The sequence below is a fragment of the Methylobacterium sp. B1 genome, from assembly GCF_000333255.1.
Lineage (GTDB): Bacteria > Pseudomonadota > Alphaproteobacteria > Rhizobiales > Beijerinckiaceae > Methylobacterium > Methylobacterium fujisawaense.
In genome coordinates this window covers 1-4650 of record NZ_BACT01000536.1, presented here as the reverse complement: position 1 = coordinate 4650, position 4650 = coordinate 1, and the positions used below count along the sequence as shown (strand labels likewise).

At 69.3% G+C, this 4650-nt stretch carries 5 protein-coding genes and 1 pseudogene; 3 read left to right on the top strand and 3 right to left on the bottom strand.

The window, feature by feature from the left end:
• The 3 genes and pseudogenes from I53_RS15690 to I53_RS15680 all read right to left on the bottom strand — a co-directional run.
• A pseudogene (locus tag I53_RS15690) lies at positions 1-212 on the bottom strand (MmgE/PrpD family protein); the annotation flags it as partial.
• Positions 213-325: 113 nt separating this feature from the next.
• Positions 326-1618 (bottom strand): nicotinate phosphoribosyltransferase, encoded by a 1293-nt coding sequence (gene pncB / locus I53_RS15685; protein WP_043352305.1) that lies wholly within the window; start codon positions 1616-1618, stop codon positions 326-328.
• Between the two features lie 122 nt (positions 1619-1740).
• Positions 1741-2244 (bottom strand): pyridoxamine 5'-phosphate oxidase family protein, encoded by a 504-nt coding sequence (locus I53_RS15680; protein ID WP_043352302.1) that lies wholly within the window; start codon positions 2242-2244, stop codon positions 1741-1743.
• A gap of 143 nt (positions 2245-2387) precedes the next feature.
• Between I53_RS15680 and I53_RS15675 the strand changes: the two genes are divergently transcribed.
• The 3 genes from I53_RS15675 to mobA all read left to right on the top strand — a co-directional run bounded on the left by I53_RS15675 (position 2388) and on the right by mobA (position 4626).
• Positions 2388-2660 carry a hypothetical protein gene (locus I53_RS15675; RefSeq protein WP_043352300.1) on the top strand — a complete coding sequence of 91 codons (273 nt, stop codon included), beginning with the start codon at positions 2388-2390 and terminating at the stop codon, positions 2658-2660.
• Between the two features lie 168 nt (positions 2661-2828).
• Complete coding sequence (apbC, locus tag I53_RS15670; protein WP_043352298.1) at positions 2829-3977, top strand: iron-sulfur cluster carrier protein ApbC; 1149 nt, start codon at positions 2829-2831, stop codon at positions 3975-3977.
• Between the two features lie 4 nt (positions 3978-3981).
• Positions 3982-4626, top strand: coding sequence for a molybdenum cofactor guanylyltransferase MobA (gene mobA, locus I53_RS15665; RefSeq protein WP_083936069.1), 645 nt, complete (start codon positions 3982-3984; stop codon positions 4624-4626).
• Positions 4627-4650: the final 24 nt, after the last annotated feature.

Genomic DNA, 4650 nt, shown 5'->3' with positions numbered 1-4650 from the left:
TTGAGGACGCTGCGCACGCTCTCGCGGCGGACCGGATCGGGCAGCGTGTCGTAGGACGACCCCAGGATCCATTGGGCGAGGATCTTCGTGACGTGCGGCGGCGGCGTCTTGGCGGCGGGCTTTGCCGCCTCGGCGGCCTCTCCGGCCTGCAGCGCGGGCGTCGCGAGGGCGAGCCCCGCGGCCCCGATGAGCGAGCGGCGATTCATCGACATGGCGTTCTCCCAGGCAGGGCCGCTCCCGGCGGCTCCGGTTGGTCGACATGATAATGAATTCGATTGTGTCCGGTCAGCCGGGGCGTTTCATCGCGCCCGGTCTGACACCGCTCTCAGACCAGCACCGGCAGCGCCTCCTGCTCGCCCACGCCGAAGACCCGCCGGTAGCGGGCGACCTCGTCGGCCGGGCCCTGCGCCTTGGTGGGATTGTCGGAGAGTTTCACGGTGGGTCGGCCCTTCGCCTCCGTGACCTTGCAGACGATGGAGACCGGATCGAGCTTGCCGTCCGGCAGGAGGCCGCGGAAATCGTTGGTGAGCAGCGTGCCCCAGCCGTAGCCGATGCGCATGCGCCCGTGGAACCGGGCGTGGATGCGCTCGATCTCGTCGATGTCGAGCCCGTCGGAGAAGATCGCGAGCTTGTCCCGCGGATCGTGCCCGCGCGCCTGCCAGAACCGGATCACCTCCTCGCCGCCCTCGATCGGATCCTTCGAATCGATGCGGATGCCGGTCCAGTCGCTGACCCAGTCGGGAGCATTGGCCAGGAATCCGGTGGTCCCGTAGGTGTCGGGCAGGATCACCAGCAGGTTGCCGCCGTAATCCTCCTGCCAGTCGGCCAGCACCGCATAGGGCGCGGCGGCGAGCGCCCCGTCGTCCTCGGCGAGGGCGGCGTAGACCATCGGCAACTCGTGGGCGTTGGTGCCCACCGGCTCGACCTCCTGCCGCGCGGCGATCAGGCAGTTCGAGGTGCCGAGGAACGCGCCGCCCAAGCCCTCGGCCATGGCCTGCACGCACCAGTCCTGCCAGAGGAAGCCGTGGCGGCGGCGCGTGCCGAAATCCGCCACCGACAGGTCCGGCAGCTTCTGAAGCCGCTCGATCTTCTCCCAGACCCGGGTCATGGCCCGGGCGTAGAGCACCTGAAGGTCGAGCTTGCCGAGGCCCCGCAGCACGGCGCGCGCCCGCAGCTCGTTGAGGATCGCGAGCGCCGGGACCTCCCACATCGTGGTCTCGATCCAGGGACCGTGGAAGGTCAGCTCGTACTGGCCGTCATGGACGGCGAGCTCGTAGTCGGGGAGCCGGAAGGTCTCGAACCACGCCACGAATTCCGGCCCGAGGATGCGCCCCTGGCCGCGGAACACGTTGCCGCGCAGCCAGGTGATCTCGCTCTTGCTCAGCCGCAACGTCCGGGCATGATCGAGCTGTTCGCGCAGCAGGCCGGCATCGACCTCGTCGGCGATGCGGATGCGCCGCGTGCGGTTGGTGATGCCGAAGGTGGTCTCGATCGCGGGGTGCCGGCGCAGGATCGTCTGCGCCATCAGCAGCTTGTAGAAATCGGTGTCGAGCAGCGACCGCACGATCGGGTCGATGCGGAAACTGTGATCGTAGACCCGCTTCGCCAGATCGAGCATTCTTTTCGCACTCTGCCGCGCTTCGATGGCGCAGAGCGCATGCCGAGCCCGCGCCCGTCAAGAAGACGGGCGGCCTCCTCCCGGAAACCGCCCGTGCGAACGCCTGTCCTGAAGACCGATCCTCAGGCGAGGTCGACCTTCTTGGTCTCGGTCTTGGGGCTCTCGCCGGTGAGGGAGGCCTTCACGTAGCCGTAGAGGTGCAGCATCGTGCTGTTGGGGCTGTCCCAGTACTCGCCCTTCTCCGGATGGACGCGGATCAGCGCCACCTCGGGATCATTCTTGCCGTTGGGGAACCACGTCTTCAGGCTCTCATTCCACTTGGCGTCGATGATCGCCTGATCGCGGACGATCTCGGCCTTGCCGGCCACCGAGACGTAGTTCTGGCTCGACGGGTCGGAATAGGCGAGGTTGATCTGGTTGTCGCGGCTGATCTCCGTCGTCTTGGGCGAGTGCAGCTTGGTGAAGAACCACAGGTCGCCGTTCTCGTCGGCATCGTTGTTCCACATCGGGCGGCTGTTGAGCGTGCCGTCGGAATCGACGGTGGTCATCATGGCGATCTTCACGTCCTTGATGAGCTCGAACAGCTTCTTCGCGCCTTCGTGGTCGCGGTGGTTGCCCTGATGCATGAAAATGGTCTCCTACGCGTCGTGTCGGTCCCGGCGGGCCTCTCCGAGAGGGGGGCCGCCGAAGGCTGCCCCGACAACGGATCAATCTCCCGTTGGTTCAGCTTGCCCGTGCGGTGACGGAGGTTCGGATGAAACGCGTTCGGATGATCGTCCGTGCGGCGGTGCCGCTGGTGCTGGTCACGCTCGGCCTCAGCCTGCGGCCGGCCGCGGCCGAGGTGCGCTTCGGCCCGGGCGTGCGCATCGGCGGGCATGACTTCTCGCACCGGCGCTATGGCAGCGTCCATATCGAGCGCGTGAAGCGCCTGCGTGGCCCCCTCGGCTGCCGCCGCCTGCGTCACGGCGTCTATCGGCGCGGCGACGGAACCGTGGTGCGCGGACCCATGGAAGACTGTAACCTCATCGCTCGACCGCGATGACCGAAGACGACCGAAGACGACCGCGGAGCGGCGTGGGGCCGATCCGGCCGGGACGGGCGTCGGGGCGCAGGCGATCGGGCCGGTCGTCGATTGAGGACGCGGGGTCTGGTGTTCTCGGCCCGCTCGGTTACATGCACGGGCATACTTGTTTGCCCGCTGGAGGACATCTTGGCGATTACCCGCGACGACGTGCTGAAGGCGCTCGCCAGCGTCACCGTCGATGCCGCCGGCACCACCCTGCCGGGCTCCGGCCGGCTCTCCCAGGTCGTGGTCGATCCGAACAACCGGGTGATGTTCTCGATCCTGGTCGATCCCAGCGAGGCCGAGCGGTTCGAGCCGGTGCGGCGGCAGGCGGAAGGGCGCGTCCTGCAGATGCCGGGCGTCTCGGGCGTGTTCGCGAGCCTCACCTCCGAGCGGAGCCAGAGCCATCCCGCGCAGAGCAGCGCCGCCCCGCGTCCCGTGACGCCGCCGCCGGTCGCACCGCCGCGGCCCGGCGCGCCGCCGAACCAGGGTCCGCAGATCGCGGGCGTGCGCCACATCGTGGCGGTGGCCTCCGGCAAGGGCGGCGTCGGCAAGTCCACCACCGCCTGCAACCTCGCCCTGGCGCTCCAGGCCCAGGGGCTGAAGGTCGGCCTCCTCGACGCCGACATCTACGGCCCGTCGGTGCCCAAGCTGTTCGGCCTCTCGGGCAAGCCCACCGTCGTGGACAACAAGGCCATGGAGCCGATGGTCGGCTATGGGCTCAAGGTCATGTCGATCGGCTTCCTGATCGAGCCCGAGACGGCCATGATCTGGCGCGGCCCGATGGTCCAGTCGGCCATCACCCAGATGCTGCGGGACGTGCTCTGGGGCGAGCTCGACGTGCTCCTCGTCGACATGCCGCCCGGTACCGGTGACGCGCAGCTCACCATGGCGCAGGCGACGCCGCTCTCGGGCGCCGTGATCGTCTCCACACCCCAGGACCTCGCGCTGATCGATGCCCGGCGCGGCGTCACCATGTTCAAGAAGGTCGCGGTGCCGATCCTCGGCGTGATCGAGAACATGGCGACCTTCGTCTGCCCGAATTGCGGCCACGCCTCGCACATCTTCGGACATGGCGGCGCGCGCATCGAGGCGCAGCGTCTCGGCGTGCCGTTCCTCGGCGAGGTGCCCCTCGACATGACCATCCGGGAGACCTCGGATTCCGGCCGGCCGGTGGTGGCCACCGACCCGGACGGGCCGCACGCGAAGGTCTATCGGGAGATCGCCGCCCAGCTCTGGGCGAACCTGTCCGGTGCGCCGGCCGGGCGGACGGCGCCGAAGATCGTCTTCGAGTGAGACCGTGCCCGCCCCTTCGGTCCTGGGCCTGATCCTGGCCGGCGGGCAGGCGCGGCGGATGGGCGGGGGCGACAAGCCGCTGCTGCGCCTCGACGGGCGGACCCTGCTGGAGCGGGTGGTCGAACGGCTCGGGCCGCAATGCGGGGCGGGGCTCGCCCTCAGCGCCAACGGCGACCCGGCCCGGTTTTCCGGGTTTCCCGGGCCGGTCCTGCCGGATCCGCTGCCGGATCAGCCGGGCCCGCTCGCCGGCATCCTCGCCGGGCTGGAACACGCCGCAGGACATGGGATGGCGCGGGTGGTGAGCGTGTCGGGCGACGCGCCCTTCCTGCCGGAGGATCTGGTGGCGCGGCTATGCGCGGCCGGCCCTGAATCGGGCATTGCCCTGGCTGCCTCGGGCGCGCGGCGGCACTTCACGATCGCCCACTGGCCAACGATTCTGCGCGACGACCTGCGGGACTATCTGGGGCGCGGCGAGCGCCGCGTCGGCGCCTTCATCGACCGCCATGGCGCAGCGGTGGCGTCCTGGCCGGTCGAGCCGGTGGACCCGTTCCTCAACGTCAACACGCCAGAGGATCTGGCCGCGGCGGAAGCGCTCGGACTCAGGTCAGGATCTGAAGGCCATGTTTCTGGACGATCGTCAGGAGCTTGAGCGCCATGCCGCTGGGCTCTGGCG